Raw genomic sequence first — 22,724 nt, 5'->3', positions numbered from 1 at the left:
CTCCTTCACGGGTGAGTCGGGTGAGTCGGGTGAGTCGGGTGGGCGTCAGGCGCCGGGCGTGACGACGACCTTGCCACTGGGCAGTACGCCCGCGGCGGCGGCGTCGGCGTGCAGGGCCGGCAGCTCGGCCAGCGGCAACCGCCGGGCGACCTCGACGCGCAGCTCGCCGCCGTCGATCAGCTTCACCAAGTGCGACAGCTGCTCCGCGTCGCTGCGGACGAACAGGTCGATGCCCCGTACACGGCGCTCCTCGTCGGTGGGGGCGGGCATCCACACCGTGGTGTTCACCAGGACACCGCCGGGGCGGATCAGACCGGGGAGCGCGTCCAGTTGTGCCGGTTCGACCGGTGCGAGGTTGAGTACGACGTCGACCGGCCGGCTCACCGCCGCGACGACGTCGGCGGTCGTGTGGTCGATGACCTCGTCCGCACCCGCGGCCGTGACGCGCCGACTGCTGTGCGGTCCGGCCGTGGCGATCACGTAGGCGCCGGCATGCTTGGCCAACTGCACGGCGTAGCCGCCGACCGCTCCGCCCGCGCCGTTGATCAGCACGCGCTGCCCGGCGGTCAGCTTGGCGTGCTCGAACAGCGCCTGCCATGCGGTCAGGCCGACCAGCGGCAGCGCGGCCGCGTCGGGCAGCGCGACGCTCTTGGGCGCCGGCGTCAGAGCCTCGGCCGGCGCCAGGACATACTCCGCGGCGGCGCCGGGTCCCGCCATCGGCAGGAAGCCGATGACCTGGTCCCCGGCCCGGATGCCGGTCACGCCCTCGCCGAGCGCGTCGACCGTACCCGCGACGTCGATGCCGGGTGTGTGCGGCAGCGTCACGGGGATCGGTCCCTGCATGAACCCGGCGCGGATGGTGGCGTCGACGGGGTTGAACGAGGTCGCCGCAACACGGACCCGCACCTGCCCGGCGCTGGGAACCGGCTGCTCCACGTCCTCGTGACGCAGGACGTCGGGGTCGCCGTACTGGTGGAAGCGCACTGCCTTCATGGTTCTTCTCACTTTCGCCCGCGGGGTCGCGGTCGCCTTGCGCCCCGCGCGAAGCAAGACACGGTGCTGCGGCGCCGGGCACGGCCGGCAGGCGGTAGATCGTCTGGGAGGTCGTAGCGCCACCAAGCGTATGAACAGGTGTACGTAGAACGGGTGTACCTTCGCGACACAGGGTGGGATTCCGGCGACATCCTCATCGGGGCGGAGGGCACATGACGAGCAGGCCGCGTTTCCTAGGGCCAGGCGGCAAAGTGGGCACGTTCACCGTCGACGCCGACTCCGCCGGCACCGGCCGGGGAACGTGGGAGCCGTTCATCGACACCTGGAACGACCGTATGGGAGACCTGTACCCGCTGCCGGAATTCAGCGCTTCCACCGTCGACGGCTTCCAGGGAACGATGCGCTCGGTGGTCCTGGAGGACACCGCCGTCAACGAACTCTGGGCGTCCTCATCCGTGAGCACCCGGGCAGTCGGGATGGACGAGCACGATCAGGTCAGGTTGTACGTCGGGCTGCGCGGTGCGGTGGCCCTGCAAGACCCGCACGATCAGGGCGGTGACGCGTACGTCTCGGCCGGCAGCTACTTCATGCACCACGTCGTGACGGAGAATCACTTCCACACCACCCCCGTGATCGGCACCCGCATCTTCATCTTTCCCGGCGACGATCTGCGGCCACTGGTCGCCGGGAAACCGCGCACCGGCCAGGCCACCTCGCCCGCGGCGCAGATCCTCATGGCACACGCCAGCACGGTGCAGCGGACCGTGAGCGACCTCAGCCCGGCGGGGGCGCACGCGTCCCGCAACGCCCTGCTCGAACTCGCCGAAGGGCTGATCCTCGACCACTTCGACGACCGCGAGCCCACCTTCACCCCGGCGCTGGCACAGGCGGCCAAGGGCCTCGCCGATGCCCGGCTCACCGACGCCGAGTTGTCACCGTCCACGGTCGCCGCGCAACTGCACGTCTCCGTACGCACCCTGCAGCGGGCCTTCGCGAGTCTGGACGAGTCGTTCAGCGCCTACATCCGCCGCCGACGCCTGGAGGAAGCGGCCGAGGCACTCACCGCCTCCGGATCACAGCTCAGCGTCTCCGAGGCCGCCGCACTCTGGCATTTCACCGACAGCAGCCACTTCATCCGCGCTTTCAAGAAGCAATACCATGTGACACCAGCGCAATTCACACGCCGCCTGACGTAACGCCTCACCCGGCCGTCGCGCGGAGCAGCACCACGAACCCCTCCATGTCGCCGGTTCGCTCAGCCTCGAAGCCGTCTTCCGCCTCGCTCTCCTTGTCCAGCCGGACCCTGGCCAGAGTGGCCTCGTGGGCGGCCGGGTCCCTGTCCGGCCCCTGCGCGGCCATGCCGCCGATGCTGTGGGCGCCGCGCTTGCCAGTCGGCCACCGGCTTCCACTTCTCCCGGGCCGGCGGCGCCTGCCCGCTGTGGAACATCTACGAGGCGTTCGCGGCCCCCGGCCGCATCCACGTCCAGATCGCCGAAATGCCCGATGGCCAGCGCTACCTGTGGACCGCGCGAGCGTCACCCGACACCGCGGCGGCTGGAGCGCCGTGACGTGATGCGGATCTCGCTGTGCTTCCGGCGCCGCGATTCCTATTCTGATCGCACTCGATGGTGGAGAGTGGGGCGGAAGCCTGTGGAGCGGCCTTGAGCGCTTGGCTGGTGAGTGTCAGGAAAGTCAGAAAGCAGGCAGGGAGCGAATTTCGGGAGCACTGAAATGCTGCGCACTCTGTTCAAGTCCAAGATCTAGCATCTGGGCATTTATGCAGGCCAAAGGCATGATCGAGCCGCTCGGGTCAGCAAATGGTCAGCATTGGGCGCGGAGGCGTTCTGGCTTGCTGACCTGGTGGCCGCCTGACGGGGGAGCCGGGCACCACTCCAGCCGTAGATCGTGATCTCGATGGTGAGGGGTGCCGAGGCCAGCGTGGATCATCTCGCCCGAGATCGCCCACGCCGTCACGGGCGTCGGCTCCTTCTTCGTCTACCCGAGTTCATCGAGTCGGAGGGCGTCCCGTATCTCGCTGAGCTTCGCGGTCGTTGCCGGGGTACGCTCGTGCCCTTGTTCGGCGAGTCGGAGGGCGTCGTCAATCTCGCCGAGCTTCAGGGAGGACAGGACGGCCTCCCTCGCTATCAGGTCGTCCCGGGACACAGTGGTCAGCCACGTGCACGGGGTGAAGCCTGGACGCGGGAACGCGAGCCGCAGCACGCCTTCGAACGGCAGTCCTTCACCGGCGCCCACCATCACTTCGATGCCCAGACCGCTGATGTCGACGCCCGCCGGAGCGACGACCTGCATCACCCGGATCCCGGACGTGTCCTCTCCCGACAGCAGTACGACCAACCTCCGCTCGTCGAACTGAACCCACCAGACTTCGCCACGTTGCACGAGTCCTCCAAATACAGGACGGCAGGCAGACGCTGCGCGACCCTGACGCGCTGTGGAGACGGGCGCGGTCACCGTTGATCATCGGTGTGGGAAGACAAACGATCATGCGGTGGCCGCAGGTCACAGCGTAGACCCTGCCCGCTGGCAGGAGGCGTTCGAGGGCCTGATGAGCCGGATAGCGGGACGGTTCACGCGGGTGGAATCCCGCCGCCGGGCCCGGAAGTTGGTACTCGGCCTGCTGTCCGACCTGCCGCGCACGAACTGGTGGACCATCGCCGAGTGGGCCGGGGACAAAACCCCGGACGGCATGCAGCACCTGCTCGGGCGGGCCAAGTGGGACGCCGACCAGGTCCGCGACGACGTGCGCGCCTACGTGGTCGAGCATTTGCACGACGACGAGGCAGTCCTGGTTGTCGACGAGACCGGCGACGTGAAGAGGGGCACCGACACTGCCGGTGCTCAGCGGCAGTACACCGGCACCGCGGGCAGGATCGAGAACGCCCAGATCGCCGTCTATCTGGTCTACGCCGGCCGCCGCGGGCACGCCGCGGCGGACTGATCAGGTGGTGAACATGAGAATATGTGTGATCTCTGAGCGGGCTGGGCAGACGCCGCTGTTATGAGCATCCCCCACCCGGGCACGGCAGACGAGGACACGGAGCGGAGTCCGGGCGTGCAGGCGGCGCCGGAGCTCGTCCCGTTGTCGGCGGAACGGCGAAGAGGTGGTGGGCGGGGCTTTTCGTCGGCGCTGCGTGGTGGGCGGGTGGCGGGGCTGGACGGATTGCGGACGGTCGCGGTGATGTTGGTGATCGTCTATCACCTGGAGCCGGAGGCCGTGCACGGAGGCTCGGTGGCGGTGGATGTCTTTTTCACACTCAGCGGCTTCGTCATCACCAGGCTGCTCGTTGCCGAGTACGCCCGTTCCGGGCGCATTGGCCTGGGGTCGTTCTACTGGCGGCGGTGGCTGCGGCTGGGGCCGGCCATGCTGGTCATGTGCGCAGTCACCGCCCTGCTGTCCGTGGCGCTCCCGCTGCCGCTGCTCGACGGCGCTTGGAAGGCCGCCGCGCTGGCCGCGGTGTCGGTGGTCAATCTCGTACGGGCCGGGGAGCCCGGGCCATACTCCGACCTCACCGCACCGCTCAGCCACACCTGGTCCCTGGGGGTGGAGGAGCAGTTCTATCTGGCCTGGCCGCTCCTGTTGCTGATGCTGCTGCGGCGGATGACGGCGCGGAGGGTACTGGGCTGGGTCGCGGCGCTGTGTGTTCTGCCGCTGCTGTGGCGGATGGTGCTCTGGGATCCCACAGCGGCGCACCGCATCTACAACGGCCCCGACACCCGCGCCGACCAGCTGCTCGTCGGGGCTCTGCTGGCCCTCGTCCTGGCTCGACTGCGCGCCGACGACCCGCGGCTGGCTCTGCTGCGCCGATGGGCGGGACGGCTGTGCTGGCCCGCGCTCGCGCTGCTGGGGCTGATCGCCTGGCAGGTCCCGATCAGCGAACCCAGCGGGTGGAACCCCGTGTGGTACACGGTCGGATTCCTCGCTGCCGCCGTCCTGTCGACCGTGGTGGTGGCCGCGATGGACCTGTGCCCGCAGGCGTTGCCCTCCCGTCTGCTGTCGGTGCCGGCGCTGGCGTGGGTCGGACGAAACCTCAGCTACGGGATGTACCTGTGGCACTACCCCGTCCTCAGGCTGCTCTTCGACCTTGGTATGGAGGGCGACTGGCTGCTCCCGGCCGGCATCGTGGCAACGGTCGTGGCCGCTCTCGCTTCGTACATCCTCATCGAAGGGCCCTTGCTGCGACGTGAGCGGTTCCGCCTACGCAGGTTGGAGCCGGTTGCAGCTGTGGCGCGTTGACCGCCCTGTGACCAGGGCCTTCATGTGTACGGGGCCGCTCTAGCGGGTTGTGAGTGCCCACCGAGGCTACGAGGATCCGTCAGGCCGATGTCGCAGGGCTTGGGGGCGCCGTGGAAGACGTCCCTGGTAGGCCAGGAGCGGTGGTCGGGGCAGCGGTGAGCGTGCTCGCCTGCGGGCCGACGAGCGTCAGGCCGCGAGCGCTGTGGCGTGCTCGCGAAAAGCGGGGCAGTGGCCGGCGAAGCGCTGCGAGCTCAGGATGCGATGGCCGTCGTCTACCCCGAGGGTTCCCTTGGCGAGGAGTTTGTAGTGCTGTGCGCACAGGCGCAGTCCGTTGGCATACGCCACGGAGCCGGACCCCTTCGCCGGGCATTACGGTCCCCGGCCGGGCGTCAGTCGCGGGAATTGCCGAAGAGGAGACGGTAGGCGATCAGCAGGATCAGGGAGCCGCCGATGGCCGCGCCCCAGGTGGCGAGGTCGAAGAACTGGTTCTGTATGGGCCGGTCGAGGAACTTGGCGGAGAGCCAGCCGCCGGTGAAGGCGCCGGCGATACCGATGAGGGCGGTGCCGATGAGGCCGCCCGGATCACGTCCGGGCAGAAGGGCTTTGGCGATGGCCCCGGCCAGGAGGCCGAGGATGATCCAGCTGATGATGCCCATGACGTGACGCTGCTTTCCAATTCGGCGGGGCGGACGATGGCGGTCCGGCGGGTCTGTACGGGGTGGGACTTGCCCGGGGCGGGTGCGGTTGCGGGCTGGTCAGGTCCGCGGTGTGTCGCCGCCCCTCTGATCTGCGGGACGAGCGGCGGTGTCGCCGGGGGCGGCCTGGATGGTGCGCGGTGCTGTGGCCTCGTTCGGGGCCGCCTCCGATGTGTTCGGCGTCTGGTCGGACTTCATCGCTTTGGCCTCGCTCTTGAGGATGCGGGCCGACTTGCCCATGGAGCGGGCGAGATCGGGGAGCTTCTTGGCGCCGAGAATCAATATGACGACGATGAGGATGATGGCGAGTTCGCTGATGCCGAACATGGGTGTCCGTGTTCTCCCCGGTGGCGGGCGGCAGGGTGGCTAGAGGTGGCTGGTGATGGCGGGCATCAGGTCTTGGAAGGTGCGGCCGTTGGCCGGTTCTCCGATGGCGGACATGTGCCATCCACCGCTGGAGCGGTGGACCTTGGCCATGATCTGGGCGGTGTAGGGGCCGCCGCCGGAAAGGGTGTAGCGGGCCAGTTCCTGGCCGGTGTTCTCGTCGATGAGGCGGCAGAAGGCGTTGTGCACCTCGGCGAAGGTCTGCCCGGTGAAGGAATTGACCGTGAAGACGATCTGGTCGACGTGCACGGGCAGGCGCTGCAGGTCGACGAGGATCGATTCGTCGTCGCCGCCTTGGCCGGCGCCGCCGACGAGGTTGTCGCCGGTGTGGCGGACCGAGCCGTCGTCGCTGACCAGGTGCTGGAAGAAGACGACGTCGACCGGTTCTTTGCCGGCGAAGAGCACCGCCGAGGCGTCGAGGTCGATCTCGCGGGCGGTCAGCCTGGCGAGGAGGCCCTTCCGGGGCGCCGCCTGCCACCCCAGTCCCATCCGTACGACGTTGAGCGGTTGCCCGCCAGTCTTCTCCAGGCTGATCTGCTGGCCCTTGGTCAGCGTGATTCCCACCGGTTTCCTCCTGGTGCTCGGGCGCCGAAGTGCGGTGGCCCAGCGGCGTATTGGCGTAGCCCCTGTAAATCTACATCACTGTAGAGGTGGCGGGCAGAGGCGTCACTTGGCCCTGGCGGGCGTGGCGCGGGGAGGCGGCGCCCGTTCGGTCTGCGTCTCGCCTGTGGGGCGATGTCAGTCCCGGGACGGGAGACCGGGGCCGGTGAAATCCGGGCTGCTGTAGCCGGGGCTCGGGGCCCGCTGCGCGGGAGGAGAGGTGGGGCGGGGCTGCGGCGCGGAGGCGGAGGGCTGGTGCAACTGGCGGCGAAGGAAGGGGAGCAGTCCGCGCTCGAGCAGGGCCTGGCGCCACGCCGCGTGTGCCTGGGCGAGGGAGGCGGTATCGGGCTGCGGGTGGCGGGAGGTGGCGCGGTGCCGGGCCGTGGTGATCACGAGTCCGGTGCCTGCGGCCGCGACGGCGAGCGCTGCCACGGCTCCGGCGATCCAGCCTGCCCGGATCAGTGCGATGGCGAGAGGCTGCTGGGCGCCGGCCAGCTGGAGCCCGTAGCCGAGCAGGAGGAATATGGCCGCTGCTGCGGCGGACAGGACTGGAGCGAGTACGGCCAGGGCCGCCAGCAGCCCGTTCCCGGTGGTCGCGGGCTCGGGCTGGCGGGGCCGGCTGGTGGGGGCCCGATCGGCCACGGTCCGCAGCCGCAGCACGGCGGTGTATTCGGTAGCGGCTTCGGCGGCGATGGTGTCGGCTGCGGCCAGCGCCCGGGCACGCAGTTGCTCGGCGCTGACCTGCGCGGTCGACCGCAGTAAGGCCTCGCGGATGTCAGGGTCGTTGAGCGCAACGTGCAGCGCGTGTTCCAAGTCGGTTCTATCGACGGCTTCGAGGCGGCCGGGCTCGTTCATACAGGTCCCCCCGATCGTGTAATGCGGGCTGGTATCGGTGTTGTGGCGGCGCGGCCCGCTGGCGGGCATGTGGCAGCGGATGTGCTTGTTGCGGGCGGGGCGACGTACGGTCCGGCCCGCCCGCAGACGTGTGGTGGGTCAGACGTTGACGCCGAAGTCGGCGGCGATGCCCGCCAGGCCGGAGGCGTAGCCCTGACCGACGGCGCGGAACTTCCACTCCGCGCCGTTGCGGTACAGCTCGCCGAAGACCATCGCGGTCTCGGTGGCGGCGTCCTCGGACAGGTCGTAGCGGGCGATCTCGGCGGCGCCCGCCTGGTTGACGACGCGGATGAAGGCGCCTCGGACCTGGCCGAAGCTCTGGCCGCGGTTTTCGGCGTCGTGGATGGAGACGGGGAAGACGATCCGTGCGACGTCGGCGGGGACGGTGGTCAGGTTGACCTTGATGACCTCGTCGTCACCCTCGCCTTCGCCGGTGAGGTTGTCGCCGGTGTGCTCCACCGAGCCGTCCGGGCTCTTCAGGTTGTTGAAGAAGACGAAGTGCTGGTCGGAAAGCACCTTGCCGGACTCGTTGACCAGCAGGGCGCTGGCGTCGAGGTCGTAGTCGGTGCCGGTGGTCGTGCGGACGTCCCAGCCGAGGCCGACCAGGACGGCGGTCAGGCCCGGCGCCTCCTTGCTCAGCGAGACATTGCCGCCCTTGGAGAGGCTCACACCCATGTCGCATCCCTTTTCCGTGTCCGAGGGCCGGGCGAAGGGGCCCGGCCGCTGAGTGCCTGAACCTCGAAATCTACAACACTGTAGAAGTCGTTGAGTGTTGTCAGGGCCGTCCATGCCGCGACCGGACTATGGGCGCGGTGATGCAGGCCCCGGGTCAGCCGCGCAGTCCGGGGTAGCCGGGGCCGACGGTGAGGGTCACCGCTCCCGGTGTGGCCTGCGGGTCCTGCCTGGGGGTGGCGGGGGTCCGCAGGCGGGCGGCCAGGGCCTTCGCCTGCTCTTCGAGGCCGGACGGATAGGTCACGGTGGTCTCCTTCGCCGGCGCGGGGGCGTTGCCGGTGCCGGTGACGGTGTAGCCGGCCGTACGCAGTTCCTTGGCGGCGGTGGCGGCTTGGCCGGGCGTGCCGGTGCCGTTGAGGACCTGGACGGTGATGGCGCGGGCCGGGACCGGCTCGGCGGCGGTCAGGTCGTCCTTGTCGACTTCCCTGTCCTTGGCGAGGGAGGTGAAGAGGGTGTGCGCCTGGGGGTACTGCCAGGAAATGTTGGCCTTGTCGGCGGGGACGTCCAGTTCGCGTGGATAGTTGGGGACGGTCAGGAAGGTCAGCCGGTCCTCGGGTATGCCCTTGAGGCTGGAGGCGAGGCTGGTGAGGGATTTGATCCCGGCGAGGTCCTCGTCGGTGGTCAGGGACTTGGTCACCGATTCCAGGAAGGAATACAGGTCGCCGGGGCTGGTCAGTTTGTCCTGGGCTTTGGTGGCCAGGGCCTGCATGAATTCCTGCTGACGTCCGATGCGTCCGATGTCGGAGCCGTCGCCGACGCTGTAGCGGGTGCGGACATAGCCGAGTGCCTGCTCGCCCTTGACGGTCTGGCAGCCGGCCTCCAGGTCCAGGTGGGCCTTGGTGTCGTGGATCGCCTGCTTGGGGCAGACCTCTAGGCCGTCCAGGGCGTCGACCATGCCCTTGAAGCCCTGGAAGTCGACCGAGAGGAAGTGGTCGATGCGCAGCCCGGTGTTCTGCTCGATGGTCTTGATGGTGCAGGCCGCTGCCGAGCCGATGTCGCCCGTGGCGCCGCCGATCGCGAAGGCCTCATTGATCTTGAAGTGGTGCGGCGCGGAGGTGGTGCCGTTACCGCGGTCGCAGGCGGGTATCTGCAGCCAGGAGTCCCGGGGCAGAGAGACCACTGCGGCCCATTCCCGGTTCGCGGCGATGTGCAGAACCATCAGGGTGTCCGACTGCATAGTGGTCAGGCCCTTGCCGTACTTCGCGTTGTCGCCGTCGCGGCTGTCCGAGCCGACCACCAGAATGTTCTTCGCGCCCGGGCTGAGGTTGGCCGGACGGTCCCCGCCGATCTTGTTGTCGATGCCGGCGGCCTGGATGTTGCTGTCGAGGCGCTGGTACAGCCAGTAGCCCCCTGCGCCCGCGACGACGAGCAGTACGGCCAGGGCGGCACCGGTCAGGACCAGAACCCTCCCGCGCCGGGTCAGCCGGGTCCTGGTACGCCGATGCCCTCGTGACCGGACCGGCCCGCGGCGTTCGCGGGATGCGCCAAGCTGCCTGTCCACGTGTCCGCCTCCCTGTGCCGCCCGGTATGGCGGTTCGCTGTGCTGTGTCGTGATCCCGCCGGGCGGCCCCTGCTTCCGTGCCGACGGAGTCAAGAATCTACAACGGCGTAGAAGATAGGGGGACAGAGGGCTTCGTGAACATGTGCGAGGGGCGTGCTGAGGAGCGTGCCTGTGCCCCCTCGTGTCCGGCGGCGGAAAGGGAGTGGCAGGTGGTTGAGAAGCATGGTGGACCGCCGCTGCGTGGGCGCCCCCGCAGAGGGGCGGGCGAACTGGAGGCCAGTGTCCTGGCCGCCCTCGGCAGCGCGCCGGGGCCGGTGACGGCCGGCTGGGTGCGCGAGCAGATCGACCCCTCTCTCGCCTACACCACGGTGGTGACCACGCTGACGCGGCTGCACGGCAAGCAGGCCGTGGTGCGCCGCCGCGACGGGCGCTCCTATGTCTGGAGGGCCGTTGCCGACGCAGCGGGGCTGGCCGCCCGGCGCATGCACCAGATCCTCGACCAGGAGGACGACCGGGGCGCCGTGCTCAGCCGGTTCATCGCTGAACTCCCCCCTGACGAAGAGCGGTTGCTGCAGCTGGAACTCGACACCACCACCAGCGCCAAAACGGGCAGCTGATGGCACTCGCTGGGCCAGGGTCCCCCAGCTCGCGGAAGTGGACATCGTGGAAACAGGACCGGGCGGGCAGACGGCGACTCAGTACGATGAACCGCCCCCGCAGCGGCAGGCGGGGCGAGAAAACGGGGAGGCTCACGGTATGACGGACCAGAACAGGGGCGGTACCGGGCAGTCCCGGCGCCGGCGCGGCCAAGGGGAGCTGGAGACGCAGGTGCTCGCCGCGCTGCACCAGGCCCCCGGAGCGGTTCCTGCGGCCTGGGTCCAAGACCGCCTCGGTGGCAGCCTCGCCTACACCACGGTGATGACCATCCTGACCCGGCTGCACGCCAAGGGTGCGGTCGCCCGCCGGCGGGCGGGCCGCTTGTTCGAGTGGACGGCCATCGCCGACGAGGCAGGGCTGGCCGCCTTGCGGATGCGGAAGGTCTTGGACGCCGAGAGCGACCGGGAAGCGGTCCTGGCCCGCTTCCTGACCAGCCTGACTCCGGGGGATGAACAGGTACTGCGCGATCTGCTGGCCCCGGACCCCGGCGAGGGGGAAGACTAGCCGTCATGGGGGTCTTCGTCTTCCTGCCGCTGGTGCTGCCGTTAACGGCCTGGCCGATCGCCCGTCTTGCCGAACAGCATTTGCACCCCAGGGCGGCGACCTGGCTGCTGTCGGCCGTCGCCGGGGTACTCGCGGTGTGCAGCACCCTGTGCCTGGCCTTGTTGATGGTGGTCGGCACCGCGCAGCTGCCCGGCAACCCTCTGCCCGACGGCTGGTCGGACCCGGAGGTCCGCGAGGCCGTCCCCTACGACGAGGTCGCGGGCAAGGCCGCCATTCCCGCCCTGATCGCGGTGCTCGTCGCCTGTACCCGGACCGCGTGGCGCCACCACCGCGTACGCCGCCGGGCCGAGCGCGCCCTTGCCGGCCTGCCGGCCACGCCGGTGGCGGTGCTGCCCGACGAACTGCCGTACGCCTACGCGCTGCACGGCAGACGGAACCGGATCGTGGCCACCACCGGGATGCTGGCCGGACTCGGCTCGGCCGAGCGGCGGGCGCTGTTCGCCCACGAGCGCGTCCATCTGGCCCGCCACCACCACCGGTTCCTGCTCACCGTGCAGCTCGCCGCACGGGCCAACCCGTTCCTGCGCCCGCTGCGGACCGCCGTCACGTACTGCGCGGAGCGGTGGGCGGACGAGGAGGCGGCCACCGCTGTGGGCAGCCGGCGCACTGTGGCCCTGGCGATCGGCAAGTCCGCGCTGATCTCCCGGGGCGCGCCCATCGCCACGCTCGCGCACTTCGCGGCCTCCGGTCCGGTGCCGCGCCGGGTGGCCGCCCTGCTTGGACCGGCCCCCGCCATCCGGATCTGGCCGCCGGTGTTCACCACGGTGGGCCTGGCCGCCTGGACAGCCGCCGCGGGCACCACCGTCTCGGCACTGTCCTCGGCGAACTCGGCCGTCACGCTGTTCCTCATCCTGCATGCGGCCACCCCGATGTAGTCCGGCCCTCACCGGGCACGCCGGATGGGGTGGTGCTGACGCCGGGTGGCGTCAGCACCACCCCATCCGGCCGGCACAGGTCAGGTGCGGGCCTTGAAGCGTTCGAGCGCGGCCACGCCCGCGGCGGCGAGTGCGATCTGGATGAGCCATTCGATCCAGTCGACGCCCTTGGTGTCCGCAACCCCCAGTCCCGCAGCGATACCGGTCCCGACGAAGGCTGCGGCGATACCGACGCCGATCGTCCACAGCACGCCGATGCGCTGACGGCCCGGCAGCACCAGCCGTCCCAGCGTGCCGATGAGGACGCCGATCACGATGGCACTGATGACCCCGGAGATCTCCATAGCCGTCCCTTCCCGTACGTCGTGTGCAACTCAGAGATCGAACTCGTGGGGCGGCAGATCGAGGGCGTAGCAGGCTTCGCGCACGATCTGCTGCTCGTCCTTGTCGAAGTCGCCGTCGGCACCGCCGATGACGATGCCGATCTGGATCACGGCGCGTGCCTCGGCGGGCTTCTTCCTGGCCTTGGCGACCTCCTGCAGCACGCTGACCTTGCCGAAGTCGAAGTCGGCGGCCAGCTTGTTGCAGTTGTCGTCGAAGCGGCGCTGCAGGTCCTCGGCGGGGAAGTTCTGCAGCACCTCGTTGGTGGCGATGAGCTGGGCCACCTTGCGGCGCTCGGACGGGTCGATGGTGCCGTCGGCCGCGGCGACCAGTGCACACATCGCCATGCTGGCGTCGCGGAAGGCACCGGACTTGAGGTCGTTCTTCTTCGCCATGAGCTGGGTCTGCATCGTCGATGCGGACTCCTTGAGGCGGTCCCACAGGGCCATGCCAACTCCGTACGTCTCAGGGGCTGTCCAGGCCGGGGTGCGGCCCGGACCACCACATCTTCTACATTAATGTAGAAGCTACCAGGGGCGGCAAGAGCGCGCGGACTCCTCAGTCCTCGCTTCCCTCTTCCTCCTCGTCGCCTTCGAAGAAGTCGCCCACCTCGTCGACCACTTCGGCCGCGACCATGCCGCCGACCACGCCGACGGCGAGCCCCGCCGCGCCGGCCGCGACCACGGTGCCCATGCCCGGCCCGGAGCGGTGACCGTGACCGTCGCCGTGATGGTGGCCGCCATGGCCGTGGTCGTCCTTGTGGGGGTGGCTGCCGTGCGCGGCGTAGGGGTCGCTGTGGCCGTAGTGGCCGCTGTGATGCGGCTCGTCGTGCTCGTACGAGGCGTGAGAGCCGTGGGTGGCGCGGCGCTCGATCATCTGACGGATCCAGTCGTCGACTTCGGCGCTCCAGTTGATCTGCTCGACGCCGTGGTGGCTGACGGTGAAACGGGACACCGCGTCGTGGCCGGCGGAGAAGAGGCCGCCGCGCTTGTCGGCCTCCAGGACCACCTCCATGCCGCCCGGGTTGGCCAGGAAGGTCACCTCGATCTCGTTGACCTGGTGCGCGTACTGCGGCGCCGGGGCGAGCTCGATCTCCTGGTAGAAGGGCAGCTGCTGGCCGGTGCCGCCGATGCGCCCCAGCTCCAGGTCCGCGGACTTGAAGCCGAAGCCGAGCTGGCCCAGCGCCTCCAGGATCGCCTCCTGGGCGGGTAGCGGGCGCACCGCGAGCTGGTCGAGGTCACCCTTGTCTTTCGCGCCCGCCACCGCCAGCTCTGTGCGCACCCCGAGCACGATGCCCAGGCCCTGCCCGTACAGCTCGGTGATGGGGGTCTCCCACGGCAGCATCACACTGAAGGGCACGCTGTGCAGTTCGTCGGCGGCGAGGCGGAAGCTGCCGCCGACGGTGAACCGGTCGAAGACGACCGCGCCCTCGGACTCGCTGTCGTGGTGCTCGGCCTCGACGCGGGCCATCAGCTCCAGGGTGATGTGCTCGATCGTGAAGTCTGCGTCGCCGCCCTTGAGGTGGACCTGCCCGCTGAGGTGTCCGCCGGGCAGTACCGCGCCCGGGTCAAGGACCGTGTCCACCGTGGGTCCGCCCACGCCGAGCGAGCCGAGCAGCCGTTTGAACACCATCGTGGCGTCCACTCCTTCATGTGTACGTACGGTTCGTGCTCCCGCCGGGCGGCGGACCCTGAAGGGGAGGGGCCGCCGCCCCGGCGCAAGAGGGTCTACTTGGCGGAGGTGTCGAGTGCGGCCAGGGCCTGCGCCCAGCGCGCGTACTTCAGCTCGGCCAGATCAGCGACCGTCTTGACGCCGAACGCCTCCTGGAGGAGTTCACCGTCTTTGTCCGAGACCCCCTTCAGCGCGGAGACCGGCGCGGTGAGGATCTCCGGCAGACTCTTGCCCGCCCACGCCTTGTCCAGCACCTTGTCCAGGTCGATCGAAGCCACGACAGCCCTCCCAGGGAAAACACCGATGGATAATCCGGACGACGCGCCGTCGGGGTGGCCGTGACCGGCGGATATGGTCCTGCTCAAACCGGTGCGCGTCCCCCTCCCGTACCTGCCCGTCGCCCACAGGGCAGCCGGGAACATCCGGGCGGCCCCTCGCGTTATCTACACGCATGTAGAAGCATAGAGGGGAGGCACCCCGCAGAGACGGCATCCCGGCGGAACGTCCGAAAACCACCCGTGCGGATGGTGGAAGCCGCCCCCGCAAGGCGACTTTGCCTCCCCTTTACCATGGGGGTCTGGCCCTAGTCGCAGATGCCTTACCGAATCACGCCAGGATCCGCCCGATCCGATGAGCCAAGAAGGAGCAGCAGACCCGCCATGGGTGAACCTCCCAGTCCCAGCCGTGCCATTGCCCGCCCGTCGCGCATACGTGAGGGATCGGGGGTGGCACGGTGACCGAAGTCCTGCTGCTGCTCCTGGCCCTGGCCCTGACCTTGGCGTGTGCGGTGTTCGTCGCGGCCGAGTTCTCCCTGACCACCATCGAGCGCGGTGAGCTGGAGCGCGCCGCCGCGGCCGGTGAGCGCGGTGCCGAGGGCGCCCTGAAGGCCGTGCGCACCCTGACGTTCCAGCTCTCCGGTGCACAGCTGGGCATCACGGTGACCTCGCTGGTGATCGGCATGCTCGCCGAGCCCTCGCTCGCCACCCTGCTGCGCGGCCCGCTGGAAGCTGTCGGCCTGCCGGCCGGTGCGGTCTCCACCGTCTCGACCCTGCTGGGCGTCACGATCGCCACGGTGGTGCTGATGGTGATCGGTGAGCTGGTCCCGAAGAACTGGGCGATCTCCAGCCCGCTGGCCGTGGCCAAGGCGGTGGCCGGCCCGCAGCGCGGCTTCACCGCCGCGTTCGCCCCGCTGATCCGGCACCTCAACAACACCGCGAACCGACTGGTGCGCCGCTTCGGCCTGGAACCACAGGAAGAGCTCGCCTCCGCCCGCACCCCGGAGGAACTGGTCGCACTCGCCCAGCACTCCGCCCGCCAGGGGGCGATCGAGGCGGATGCGGCCGAGCTGTTCGTGCGCACCCTGCACCTGTCCGAGCTGACCGCCGAGAACGTCATGACCCCCCGCGTGGACGTGCAGGCCCTTCAGGCCCACGCCACCGCGACGGACGCGGCGAACCTCACGCTGGCCACCGGCCTGTCCCGCTTCCCCGTCTACCGCGACAGCCTGGACGAGGTCATCGGAACGGTCCACATCCGCGACGTCCTCGCCCTGGAGGAGGACAAGCGGGCCGTCACGGCGGTCACCGGCTTGGCCACCGAGCCGCTGCTGGTGCCCCACTCGCTGCCGGTCGACAAGCTGCTGGGCCGGCTGCGCGCGTCCCGCACCATGGCCGTGATCATCGACGAGTACGGCGGCACCGCGGGCGTCGCCACGGTCGAGGACATCGTCGAGGAGGTCGTCGGCGAGGTCCGTGACGAGCATGACCCGCACGAGCAGCCCGACCTGATGGCCGTCGCCCCGTCCCCGGACGGCCGGCCGGTGTGGGAGGCCGACGGCAGCGTTCGCCTGGACGAGCTCAAGGAGATCGGCTTCGCGGCCCCGGAAGGTCCGTACGAGACCCTGGCCGGCCTGCTCGCCACCCACCTGGAGCGCATCCCGGCCCTGACCGACCGCATCGACGTGGACGGCTGGCAGCTGGCCGTCCTGAACATCGAGCACCACCGGGCCGACCGGGTCCGCATCACCGCCCCGGCCGCCGCCCAGCACAGCACGGAGGATGCCCGATGACCACGATCCAGCTGCTGATCGGCGCGCTCACTCTGATCACCAACGCGTTCTTCGTCGGCGCCGAGTTCGCCCTGATCTCGGTACGGCGCAGCCAGATCGAACCGGCCGCGCTCAAGGGAAACCGGCGGGCAAAGAGCACCCTGTGGGGCATCGAGCACCTGTCCGCGCTGATGGCCACCGCCCAGCTCGGCATCACCGTCTCCTCCCTGGTGCTGGGCGCGGTCGCCGAACCCGCCATCGCCCACCTGCTGGAACCGCCCTTCCACGCCATCGGTGTGCCCGAGGCGCTGATCCACCCGATCGCCTTCGTCATCGCGCTCACCGCAGCGACCTATCTGCACATGCTCATCGGCGAGATGGTGCCGAAGAACATCGCCCTCGCCGCACCGGCGCCGACCGCGCTGCTGCTCGGCCCGCCGCTGGTCGCCCTCACCCGTGCCCTCAAGCCGGTCATCTTCGGCATCAACGCCTTCGCCAACACACTGCTGCGGCTTTTGAAGGTCGAGCCGAAGGACGAGGTCGCCTCCGTCTTCACCGACGACGAACTCGCCCGTCTGGTCAAGGACTCCAGCGAGGCCGGACTACTGGACCCCGCCGACGTCGAACGCCTCCAGGACGCACTCGAACTGGGCACCCGCCCGGTCGGAGAGGTGATGGTGCCGCTGAACAAGACGGTCACCGTGGGCCACGAGACCACTCCGCAGCAGCTGGAACGCGCCGCCGCGGCTGCCGGGTTCTCCCGCCTGCCGGTCACCGGCCCAGCCGACGAGGTGCTGGGTTATCTCCACATCAAGGACGCCCTGGGCGCCACCGACCGCACCCGGCCCTTCCCACGCAGCGCGCTGCACCCGGTCATCCAGGTCGAGATCGACACCCCGCTGGACGACACCATGACCGCCATGCGCGCCGCCGGAACCCACCTGGCGGCCGTCACCGGAAAGAAGGGCACCGTCATCGGCTTCGTCACCATGGAAGACGTCCTGGAGGAACTGGTCGGCCCTAGCCCCTCGGGGCCGTCTGAGCTGGCCGCCAGCTGAGGCGGACAGCCTGCCAGGCTGGACGCTGTGGCATCGACGCCCCCGACCGGGCGGGCGCGGCTGCGCAGGGCCGCGCCCGAACTCTTCGCCGGGCAGCGCTGCGAAGCCGTCTCGACCCGAGCCGTCGAGGGCTCTCGCCCGTCCTGGTGATCCGGCGGTCCGGCCCCAAGCGGGACCTGCGCGTCGGCGACCCCCGTCAGGCCGTACAGGAGTGCGTATCGCCGACACGCCGCATGGGACCAGCGAGGGCTCCTCGGACCTGATGGCCTCGCTCGGCGAGATCTTGGCGTGGCCTGTTCGGCCCGGCCCAGTGCTGCACGGCTACCTGCCGCACGTCTCGCTGCAGGACAGCGAGGTGAACGCCGCACTCTCTAACCGGCCATTCAGGGACGCTCGCGTCGAACGGGACCGGCTCGCCCGCGAACACCGCGCAGGGGCAAGCGGCCCGGACGAGGAGCGGGCACCCTCCAGATGCTTTGCCGCATCCTGGGACCGCCGCTGCTGGGACAGGTGCTGCAACCCGACCTGAAGCGGCCGATGCTCGCCTAGGACGGCCGGTCCCGGCAGCGCCGCCGCGTTCCGGCCGAGCACGTCGGCCTGAGCAACGCCATGCCGGGGTGATTGACGACAGGACCCGCCCCGCTGCGCACACCGTTGCGGCTGAACGCGAGTGTGAGCGCGGTCGGCTCCTGCCGTATGGCGGGGGTCCCGGCCTGGTCGGTTGCGGGTGGGCGCAGCCGGACTGCGCTGGTGGCGTGGTGGGCGATGCCGGTGGCCGCCGTCCTGCCCGTACAGGTCGACGAGGTGCCGATGCCGTCTCCGTAGAGGTCCTAACAAAGGCGTTGGACGTGGCGGTGGGTGATCAGGCAGGTGGCGAGGCCGAGGAAGGCTTCGTGGATGTCGTCGCGTCGTTCCCAGCGGCTGCGCAGGCGGCGGAAGCCGTGCAGCCAGGAGATCGTGCGCTCGACGACGTAACGGAAGATGCCGAGGCCGGAGCCGTGTGGCTGGCCCCGTTCGGCGATGACCGGGCGGATGCCGCGGGCCCAGAGCAGGCGGCGGTATGTGTCGTGGTCGTAGCCGCGGTCGGCCAGAAGCGCATCGGGTCGGTGTGCTGGGGCGGCCGACGACGCCTGCCACGGCCGGAACCTTGTCCAGCAGGGGCAGCACCTGGGTGCCGGCCATCGCCACGGGCCGGACGACCGCCACTGGGGGCCACCCGGCCCCTGGTTCGCCAGTGACGATGCGGCGGTGACGCTCTCGCCGAGTCCGCGTCCGCACACCGTGCCCCCGTCTGCTGGGTTGTGGTGCGAACGGCAGATGATGGATCTTGTGCCCCGCGACGCAGGTGATCGACGACCAGTGAGCTCTCGCACCTTGGGACCGCTGGCCCCGGCTGCCTGTCTTCCGGCCAGTTGGTCTTTGTCCTCGGGTCGGGGCGAGAGCGCTCGGATCCCGGTCGGCGAACCCGGTTCGGGGCCGGCACGCTTTAAGATCCACACCTGTTGGAGCGCCAGAACAGGTCTGCGAGGAAGCGAATCACCCATGTCCGAACGGACCGCCGCGCAGTTACGGCACGCCCTGGCCGATCGCAGCCGCCACATCACGGACTCGGCGGCGTTCACCGCCGCCGTCTTCTGTCTCATCGGGGGCAACGCCGCGCTGCTGGGTATCGAAACCTACGCCAGCATCGTGGATGAATGGCACAGTACCCTTCACGCCGCAGAGCTTGTCTTCCTCGCCGCCTTCACCGCCGAGATCCTGCTGCGGGCCGCCGCCCACGCCGACCGCCCCAAGGACTTCTTCCGCGATCCGTGGAACGTGTTCGACCTGCTCGTCGTCACCGTGGCCTTCCTGCCTTTCGCCCGCGAGAACGCCACCGTGCTGCGGCTGCTCCGGCTGGCCAGGGTGGCGCGTGCGGCGCGCTTCCTGCCGCAGCTGCGGATCGTGATCGTGGCCGTCGGCAAGAGCCTGCCAGGAACGTTGAGTTTCCTGCTGGTCGGGGCGCTGCTGCTGTATGTGTATGCGATGGTCGGCTGGGTGTTCTTCGCCGACGACGACCCCGAGCACTACGGCTCCCTCGGCCGCGCCGTTCTCACCCTCTTCCTCCTCATCACCCTCGACGGCCTCGGCGACGCCGTCCGCGCGGGCCTGGAAATCTCCCGCTGGACCATCCTCTACTTTGCCTCCTACGTCCTGCTCGGCTCCTTCGTCCTGGTCAACCTCCTCATCGGCGTCGTCATCAACTCCCTCGAAGAAGCCCGCGAACTCGAAGCACCAACCACCAGCCACAGGAACAACCCGCCACACCCGACGCCCGACGCCTGCACCAGCGCATCGCAACAGCCCGGCAAGCACTCGACGCCCTGGAAGCCGAACTGGCCGCCCTGCCCACACCCCGGCCCCGCGAAGAGGAAGCCCCCACCGCGCCACCACATCGACTGGACGCTCACTGATCGTGCCACCGCAAGCGGCCCTTCACCTTGCACGCCACATCGACGAGGCCCGCACCGGAGCGAAACCTCACCGCCGCCCGCCGACCACAACCGCGGCCCGGCCCACAGTGGAGGATCCGACGCTTTGCAGACGGATTCGGCCCACCCGGCTCACATGCCGACGAAGGTCCCTGGAGCCGGGAGATGCCCATCGTCCGTCTACGAGGAGCCATCTGCCGACCCTGCCGTCGCCCTCTCTGCGGACTTCCGCGCCCGCAACCTCCGCTTTCGCTCACCTTACGAACCGCCCACCAAGAGAAGCGCGGCCCGGCAGGCGTCCGGACATCTGTGTCAGCGATCGGTCAGTGGGCATTCGTACAGCCAACGACTTTGAGGGAGGGACGCATGGAGATCTCCGGAATCATCACCGCCATCATCATCGGCGCCGTCATCGGTGTGCTGGGGCGGCTCGCCCTGCCCGGCCGCCAGCACACCGGCATCTTGTGGACCATCGCCGTCGGTATCGTCGCCGCTCTGATCGGCACCGCCATCGCCGCCGCCATGGGCGTCGCCGACACCGGAGGTATCGACTGGATCGAGCTGGCCATCCAGATCGCGCTCGCCGCAGGCGGCGTCGCCGCCGTCGAACGCCTCAAAGGCCGCTGACCACAGCCCACCAGCGTCTCTTTCGGGCCGCCCGGCATTTCCCGGGCGGCTCACGCACACCCAACTTCGCACAATGGCTCGTTACCGCCGGCGGGCCGGTATGCGGTCCCCGCGCCTGGGGCGGCCGACCGTTCGCTGCGGGCGAGCGGGCCCCCTGGGTACGCCGGTGTGAAGCGAGAGCCACCCGGTACGAGAACGCTAACCATCTTCCGCGACCGCACTGACGAAGGGCTGCCATGCTCACCCTGCTGACCGACCTGTGGCCGTTGAGTTGGAGCGTGGGAGTCTTCCTCGTGGCCACGGCCGTGACCGTGGTGTGCAGCATCCGGCTCGCAGGGCTGGGTGACACCCTCGCCGACCGCACCGGCTGGGGCGAGGCCCTCTTCGGCGCGGTGCTGTTCGGCCTGGTGACGTCTCTCTCGGGCATTGTGATGACCGCCGTGAGCGCCGCCGCGGACCAGCCGCGCCTTGCCTACGGCAACGCCGTAGGAGGTATTGCGGCGCAGACGGTGGCACTCGTCGTCGCTGACGCCTTCCTGCGAAAGGTCAACCTCGAACACGCCGCCGCCTCGGTCTCCAACATGCTGTTCGGCTGCCTGCTCATCGGGCTGCTGGGCATCGCCCTCATGGCAACGTTCAGCCCGTCCGTGACCTTCCTGAGCCTGCATCCGGCCTCCGTCGTTCTGGTGGCCTTCTACCTCGGCGCTCTGGTCCTCATCCGCAGCCGCGGGGAACCCATGTGGCAGGCGGTACGTACCCGGGACACGCTTCCCGATGTCCCGGACGCAGACGTCCAAGGGCTGGCTGCTCACTCAACACCGCGGCTGTGGAGCGAGTTCGCCGCTGTGGCGGGCCTCGTGGCTGTCGGCGGCTGGGCGGTGGCCCGTGCCGCGGAGGGCATCGTGGAGCACACAGGGCTGAGTGCCGGCCTCGTGGGGGCTGTGTTCATGGGCCTGGTCAACGCCCTGCCGGAGACGGTCACCTCCATTGCCGCCGTCCGGCGTGGCGCTGTCACATTGGCCATCGCCGCCATCATCGGCGGCAACTGCCTGGACGCGCTCAACCTGGTGGTCGGCGACATCGCCTATCGAGGCGGATCCCTGTACCACGCCGCGCACCCGGACGAGCTGTTCCTTACCACCGGCGCGATGGTCATGACTGCTGTTTTGCTCGGCGGCCTCCTCGTCCGCCAGAAACGAGGCTGGCTCAAGATCGGCTTCGACGGCATCCTGCTGATCACCATCTACGCCAGCATGGTTGCCGTGCTCGCCCTCTGAGAGACGAGCGCCCCCCTCTTCCCCCGGATGCATGTGACCAGCGCCCAGTGCTCGGTGCAGCAGGTGATTGAGGGCGCTGCTGGCACGACGGTAGGCGTAGCCGTGAACATGCTGGTCGGTTGCCCATGAGGAGCACCAGAGCACCGCGAGGAGATACGAAGAAAGTTCGGGACAGGTGTGGTCCGGGTGCCTGGGCGTGGCAGCCCGGACCCATCGGCGCTGGCTAGCAGTCAGTCCTTCTTCTCGCCTGGTGCTCTGACCGGGAACGTTCGCCGGGTCGGTGGAACAGGATGAGATACCTCAACGTTCGGCAAAGTGTTCGTCCGGGAGCGCCCGAACGGCTGCTGCCAGGTGGCAACGGCAGCCACAGCCGTAGACACGTCCCATGACCACGGACGTCGGCACGGCCTCCGGCTCCTGATCCCAGAGAACGGATCACGAGACGGACGGGGGAACACCGATGACGACCGCTCACGCCTTATCCGGGTTGGGAGCAGCCCACCGCCAGAGAGCGACACGGTCATCGCCGTACGGCATCTGGGATGCGCTACCGCAGCCTGGACGCATTGAAGGGTGTCGGTTTCCCGGCCCGACGAGGCGAAGTCATCCTGCTGCTGGGCCCGAACGGCGCGGGCAAGACGACCACGATCGAGGTCTTGGAAGGCTTCCGGATGCGCTCGGCCGGTGACGTGACCGCCCTCGGTACGGATCCAGCTGGCGGGGACGAGCGGTGGCGTGCGCGCCTGGGCATCGTGTTGCAGTCCTGGCGCGACCACGGCAAGTGGCGGGTGCGGGAACTGCTGGCCCATCTTGGCTCGTACTACGCGCCGTACTCCACCGCCCTCGTGCGGCGGCCGTCAGACGTTGACGAGCTCCTCGCCGCCGTGGGTCTGACCGAGCAGGCGGACAAGCGGATCGGAACTCTGTCCGGAGGCCAGCGCAGGCGTTTCGACGTGGCCGTCGGCATCGTAGACAGACCCGAGGTGCTGTTTTTGGACGAGCCGACGGCGGTCTGGACCCGGAGGCGAGGAACGAGTTTCAC

The 22,724-nt window shown here is 69.5% G+C and carries 25 protein-coding genes and 5 pseudogenes; 15 read left to right on the top strand and 15 right to left on the bottom strand.

The window, feature by feature from the left end:
• Positions 1 to 45 precede the first annotated feature (45 nt).
• Positions 46 to 993, bottom strand: a complete 948-nt coding sequence (locus tag ACFU3E_RS09770) for an NADP-dependent oxidoreductase (RefSeq protein ID WP_384154438.1) — start codon at positions 991 to 993, stop codon at positions 46 to 48.
• Positions 994 to 1,244: 251 nt separating this feature from the next.
• Here ACFU3E_RS09770 and ACFU3E_RS09765 point away from each other — a divergent pair, with 251 nt between their 5' ends.
• Positions 1,245 to 2,189: a helix-turn-helix domain-containing protein gene (locus ACFU3E_RS09765; protein WP_384154436.1), complete on the top strand. Its 945-nt coding sequence runs from the start codon at positions 1,245 to 1,247 to the stop codon at positions 2,187 to 2,189.
• A 4-nt stretch (positions 2,190 to 2,193) separates the two neighbouring features.
• On the opposite strand, the gene ACFU3E_RS09760 is transcribed toward ACFU3E_RS09765, so the two are convergent.
• Positions 2,194 to 2,352: a hypothetical protein gene (locus ACFU3E_RS09760; RefSeq protein WP_384154434.1), complete on the bottom strand. Its 159-nt coding sequence runs from the start codon at positions 2,350 to 2,352 to the stop codon at positions 2,194 to 2,196.
• A gap of 29 nt (positions 2,353 to 2,381) precedes the next feature.
• Here ACFU3E_RS09760 and ACFU3E_RS09755 point away from each other — a divergent pair.
• A pseudogene (locus tag ACFU3E_RS09755) lies at positions 2,382 to 2,551 on the top strand (short-chain fatty acyl-CoA regulator family protein); the annotation flags it as partial.
• A gap of 437 nt (positions 2,552 to 2,988) precedes the next feature.
• Here the strand turns inward: ACFU3E_RS09755 and ACFU3E_RS09750 are convergent.
• The gene (locus tag ACFU3E_RS09750) at positions 2,989 to 3,393 is read right to left on the bottom strand and encodes a type II toxin-antitoxin system PemK/MazF family toxin (protein ID WP_384154432.1); all 405 of its coding nucleotides are present in this window, start codon (positions 3,391 to 3,393) and stop codon (positions 2,989 to 2,991) included.
• Between the two features lie 166 nt (positions 3,394 to 3,559).
• Here ACFU3E_RS09750 and ACFU3E_RS09745 point away from each other — a divergent pair.
• Both ACFU3E_RS09745 and ACFU3E_RS09740 read left to right on the top strand, forming a co-directional pair.
• A pseudogene (locus ACFU3E_RS09745) lies at positions 3,560 to 3,949 on the top strand (transposase); the annotation flags it as partial.
• A gap of 63 nt (positions 3,950 to 4,012) precedes the next feature.
• Positions 4,013 to 5,248, top strand: coding sequence for an acyltransferase family protein (locus tag ACFU3E_RS09740; protein ID WP_384154430.1), 1,236 nt, complete (start codon positions 4,013 to 4,015; stop codon positions 5,246 to 5,248).
• A 186-nt stretch (positions 5,249 to 5,434) separates the two neighbouring features.
• On the opposite strand, the gene ACFU3E_RS09735 is transcribed toward ACFU3E_RS09740, so the two are convergent.
• The 7 genes from ACFU3E_RS09735 to ACFU3E_RS09705 form a co-directional block, all read right to left on the bottom strand.
• Positions 5,435 to 5,593 carry a hypothetical protein gene (locus ACFU3E_RS09735; RefSeq protein WP_384154428.1) on the bottom strand — a complete coding sequence of 53 codons (159 nt, stop codon included), beginning with the start codon at positions 5,591 to 5,593 and terminating at the stop codon, positions 5,435 to 5,437.
• A gap of 44 nt (positions 5,594 to 5,637) precedes the next feature.
• Positions 5,638 to 5,904: a GlsB/YeaQ/YmgE family stress response membrane protein gene (locus ACFU3E_RS09730; protein ID WP_384154426.1), complete on the bottom strand. Its 267-nt coding sequence runs from the start codon at positions 5,902 to 5,904 to the stop codon at positions 5,638 to 5,640.
• Between the two features lie 99 nt (positions 5,905 to 6,003).
• Complete coding sequence (gene tatA, locus ACFU3E_RS09725; RefSeq protein ID WP_384154424.1) at positions 6,004 to 6,270, bottom strand: Sec-independent protein translocase subunit TatA; 267 nt, start codon at positions 6,268 to 6,270, stop codon at positions 6,004 to 6,006.
• 39 nt (positions 6,271 to 6,309) lie between these two features.
• Positions 6,310 to 6,891, bottom strand: a complete 582-nt coding sequence (locus tag ACFU3E_RS09720; protein ID WP_384154422.1) for a TerD family protein — start codon at positions 6,889 to 6,891, stop codon at positions 6,310 to 6,312.
• Between the two features lie 174 nt (positions 6,892 to 7,065).
• Positions 7,066 to 7,782, bottom strand: a complete 717-nt coding sequence (locus ACFU3E_RS09715) for a hypothetical protein (RefSeq protein WP_384154420.1) — start codon at positions 7,780 to 7,782, stop codon at positions 7,066 to 7,068.
• Between the two features lie 138 nt (positions 7,783 to 7,920).
• A complete protein-coding gene (locus ACFU3E_RS09710) occupies positions 7,921 to 8,496 on the bottom strand; it encodes a TerD family protein (protein WP_384154418.1) in 576 nt (191 codons plus the stop codon).
• A 154-nt stretch (positions 8,497 to 8,650) separates the two neighbouring features.
• A complete protein-coding gene (locus ACFU3E_RS09705; protein ID WP_384154654.1) occupies positions 8,651 to 9,976 on the bottom strand; it encodes an LCP family protein in 1,326 nt (441 codons plus the stop codon).
• Between the two features lie 287 nt (positions 9,977 to 10,263).
• On the opposite strand from ACFU3E_RS09705, the gene ACFU3E_RS09700 reads away from it, so the two are divergent.
• From ACFU3E_RS09700 to ACFU3E_RS09690, 3 genes are all read left to right on the top strand, one after another.
• Positions 10,264 to 10,671, top strand: a complete 408-nt coding sequence (locus tag ACFU3E_RS09700; RefSeq protein ID WP_384154416.1) for a BlaI/MecI/CopY family transcriptional regulator — start codon at positions 10,264 to 10,266, stop codon at positions 10,669 to 10,671.
• Positions 10,672 to 10,810: 139 nt separating this feature from the next.
• A complete protein-coding gene (locus tag ACFU3E_RS09695; protein ID WP_384154414.1) occupies positions 10,811 to 11,215 on the top strand; it encodes a BlaI/MecI/CopY family transcriptional regulator in 405 nt (134 codons plus the stop codon).
• Between the two features lie 5 nt (positions 11,216 to 11,220).
• On the top strand, positions 11,221 to 12,150 hold the full coding sequence (locus ACFU3E_RS09690; RefSeq protein ID WP_384154412.1) for a M56 family metallopeptidase: 930 nt from the start codon (positions 11,221 to 11,223) through the stop codon (positions 12,148 to 12,150).
• A gap of 80 nt (positions 12,151 to 12,230) precedes the next feature.
• Here the strand turns inward: ACFU3E_RS09690 and ACFU3E_RS09685 are convergent, their stop codons facing one another.
• From ACFU3E_RS09685 to ACFU3E_RS09670, 4 genes are all read right to left on the bottom strand, one after another.
• Positions 12,231 to 12,494 (bottom strand): GlsB/YeaQ/YmgE family stress response membrane protein, encoded by a 264-nt coding sequence (locus ACFU3E_RS09685; protein ID WP_283971184.1) that lies wholly within the window; start codon positions 12,492 to 12,494, stop codon positions 12,231 to 12,233.
• A gap of 30 nt (positions 12,495 to 12,524) precedes the next feature.
• Entirely contained in the window at positions 12,525 to 12,980 is a 456-nt protein-coding gene (locus ACFU3E_RS09680; RefSeq protein WP_384154410.1) for a tellurite resistance TerB family protein, read from the bottom strand.
• 109 nt (positions 12,981 to 13,089) lie between these two features.
• Positions 13,090 to 14,163 (bottom strand): sporulation protein, encoded by a 1,074-nt coding sequence (locus tag ACFU3E_RS09675; RefSeq protein ID WP_384154652.1) that lies wholly within the window; start codon positions 14,161 to 14,163, stop codon positions 13,090 to 13,092.
• Positions 14,164 to 14,258: 95 nt separating this feature from the next.
• Complete coding sequence (locus ACFU3E_RS09670; RefSeq protein ID WP_384154408.1) at positions 14,259 to 14,480, bottom strand: hypothetical protein; 222 nt, start codon at positions 14,478 to 14,480, stop codon at positions 14,259 to 14,261.
• A 455-nt stretch (positions 14,481 to 14,935) separates the two neighbouring features.
• On the opposite strand from ACFU3E_RS09670, the gene ACFU3E_RS09665 reads away from it, so the two are divergent.
• The 4 genes from ACFU3E_RS09665 to ACFU3E_RS09650 all read left to right on the top strand — a co-directional run bounded on the left by ACFU3E_RS09665 (position 14,936) and on the right by ACFU3E_RS09650 (position 18,132).
• Positions 14,936 to 16,270 (top strand): hemolysin family protein, encoded by a 1,335-nt coding sequence (locus ACFU3E_RS09665; protein WP_384154406.1) that lies wholly within the window; start codon positions 14,936 to 14,938, stop codon positions 16,268 to 16,270.
• Positions 16,267 to 17,307 (top strand): hemolysin family protein, encoded by a 1,041-nt coding sequence (locus ACFU3E_RS09660; protein WP_384154404.1) that lies wholly within the window; start codon positions 16,267 to 16,269, stop codon positions 17,305 to 17,307. The genes ACFU3E_RS09665 and ACFU3E_RS09660 overlap by 4 nt, the downstream gene beginning before the upstream one ends.
• 27 nt (positions 17,308 to 17,334) lie before the next feature.
• On the top strand, positions 17,335 to 17,457 hold the full coding sequence (locus tag ACFU3E_RS09655; protein ID WP_384154402.1) for a hypothetical protein: 123 nt from the start codon (positions 17,335 to 17,337) through the stop codon (positions 17,455 to 17,457).
• Between the two features lie 471 nt (positions 17,458 to 17,928).
• Complete coding sequence (locus tag ACFU3E_RS09650; protein ID WP_384154400.1) at positions 17,929 to 18,132, top strand: hypothetical protein; 204 nt, start codon at positions 17,929 to 17,931, stop codon at positions 18,130 to 18,132.
• A gap of 5 nt (positions 18,133 to 18,137) precedes the next feature.
• Here the strand turns inward: ACFU3E_RS09650 and ACFU3E_RS09645 are convergent.
• Positions 18,138 to 18,480 (bottom strand): annotated as a pseudogene (locus ACFU3E_RS09645) (transposase); the annotation flags it as partial.
• Between the two features lie 369 nt (positions 18,481 to 18,849).
• On the opposite strand from ACFU3E_RS09645, the pseudogene ACFU3E_RS09640 reads away from it, so the two are divergent.
• The 4 genes and pseudogenes from ACFU3E_RS09640 to ACFU3E_RS09625 all read left to right on the top strand — a co-directional run.
• Positions 18,850 to 19,760: pseudogene (locus tag ACFU3E_RS09640) on the top strand (ion transporter).
• A 384-nt stretch (positions 19,761 to 20,144) separates the two neighbouring features.
• Positions 20,145 to 20,405 carry a GlsB/YeaQ/YmgE family stress response membrane protein gene (locus tag ACFU3E_RS09635; RefSeq protein ID WP_283971195.1) on the top strand — a complete coding sequence of 87 codons (261 nt, stop codon included), beginning with the start codon at positions 20,145 to 20,147 and terminating at the stop codon, positions 20,403 to 20,405.
• 245 nt (positions 20,406 to 20,650) lie between these two features.
• Complete coding sequence (locus ACFU3E_RS09630; protein ID WP_384154650.1) at positions 20,651 to 21,682, top strand: sodium:calcium antiporter; 1,032 nt, start codon at positions 20,651 to 20,653, stop codon at positions 21,680 to 21,682.
• A 460-nt stretch (positions 21,683 to 22,142) separates the two neighbouring features.
• Positions 22,143 to 22,724: pseudogene (locus tag ACFU3E_RS09625) on the top strand (ABC transporter ATP-binding protein); the annotation flags it as partial.

The sequence above is a fragment of the Streptomyces sp. NPDC057424 genome (assembly GCF_042803315.1).
Taxonomy (GTDB): Bacteria; Actinomycetota; Actinomycetes; order Streptomycetales; family Streptomycetaceae; genus Streptomyces.
Note: the sequence above shows the minus strand (reverse complement) of the source record. Positions and strands in the feature narration are given on the sequence as shown.